We start from the raw sequence: 1,459 nt of genomic DNA on the forward strand, positions 1-1,459 counted from the left end.
TAAGTCGACCGCCTGGGGAGTACGGCCGCAAGGTTAAAACTCAAATGAATTGACGGGGGCCCGCACAAGCGGTGGAGCATGTGGTTTAATTCGATGCAACGCGAAGAACCTTACCTACTCTTGACATCCAGAGAACTTTCCAGAGATGGATTGGTGCCTTCGGGAACTCTGAGACAGGTGCTGCATGGCTGTCGTCAGCTCGTGTTGTGAAATGTTGGGTTAAGTCCCGCAACGAGCGCAACCCTTATCCTTTGTTGCCAGCGGTTCGGCCGGGAACTCAAAGGAGACTGCCAGTGATAAACTGGAGGAAGGTGGGGATGACGTCAAGTCATCATGGCCCTTACGAGTAGGGCTACACACGTGCTACAATGGCGCATACAAAGAGAAGCGACCTCGCGAGAGCAAGCGGACCTCATAAAGTGCGTCGTAGTCCGGATTGGAGTCTGCAACTCGACTCCATGAAGTCGGAATCGCTAGTAATCGTGGATCAGAATGCCACGGTGAATACGTTCCCGGGCCTTGTACACACCGCCCGTCACACCATGGGAGTGGGTTGCAAAAGAAGTAGGTAGCTTAACCTTCGGGAGGGCGCTTACCACTTTGTGATTCATGACTGGGGTGAAGTCGTAACAAGGTAACCGTAGGGGAACCTGCGGTTGGATCACCTCCTTACCTTAAAGAACCTGCCTTTGTAGTGCTCACACAGATTGTCTGATGAAAAACAGCAGTAAAAAATCTCTGCAGGCTTGTAGCTCAGGTGGTTAGAGCGCACCCCTGATAAGGGTGAGGTCGGTGGTTCAAGTCCACTCAGGCCTACCAAATTCGCCTCCGTGCTGTGTTACGGCGATGCTCGCATACTTCAGTATGCTTCGCACCACCGCGCCTTGCCCGGAAACGAATTAGGGTACAGAGATTAGCATTTACGATGGGGTTATAGCTCAGCTGGGAGAGCGCCTGCCTTGCACGCAGGAGGTCTGCGGTTCGATCCCGCATAGCTCCACCATCCTTTACTGCGAACACAAGAAAACTTCAGAGTGAACCTGAAAAGGTGCACTGCGAAGTTTTGCTCTTTAAAAATCTGGATCAAGCTGAAAATTGAAACGACACACAGCTCATGTGTGTTCGAGTCTCTCAAATTTTCGCAATCAGAAGTGAAACATCTTCGGGTTGTGAGGTTAAGCGACTAAGCGTACACGGTGGATGCCCTGGCAGTCAGAGGCGATGAAGGACGTGCTAATCTGCGAAAAGCGCCGGCGAGGTGATATGAACCTTTGACCCGGCGATGTCCGAATGGGGAAACCCAGTGCAATCCGTTGCACTATCGTTAACTGAATACATAGGTTAACGAGGCGAACCGGGGGAACTGAAACATCTAAGTACCCCGAGGAAAAGAAATCAACCGAGATTCCCCCAGTAGCGGCGAGCGAACGGGGAGCAGCCCGGAGTCTGAATCAGCTTG

Annotated in this window: 2 tRNA genes and 2 rRNA genes; all 4 read left to right on the forward strand. The window is 52.0% G+C overall.

The window, feature by feature from the left end:
* Nucleotides 1–672 (forward strand): 16S ribosomal RNA (locus tag FYJ43_RS11890); the annotation flags it as partial.
* A 70-nt stretch (nt 673–742) separates the two neighbouring features.
* Nucleotides 743–819: transfer RNA gene (locus FYJ43_RS11895), tRNA-Ile, on the forward strand.
* A gap of 108 nt (nt 820–927) precedes the next feature.
* Nucleotides 928–1,003: transfer RNA gene (locus FYJ43_RS11900), tRNA-Ala, on the forward strand.
* A 170-nt stretch (nt 1,004–1,173) separates the two neighbouring features.
* Nucleotides 1,174–1,459: ribosomal RNA gene (locus FYJ43_RS11905) — 23S ribosomal RNA — on the forward strand; the annotation flags it as partial.

Source organism: Cutibacterium porci (assembly GCF_009696315.1).
Lineage (GTDB): Bacteria > Actinomycetota > Actinomycetes > Propionibacteriales > Propionibacteriaceae > Cutibacterium > Cutibacterium porci.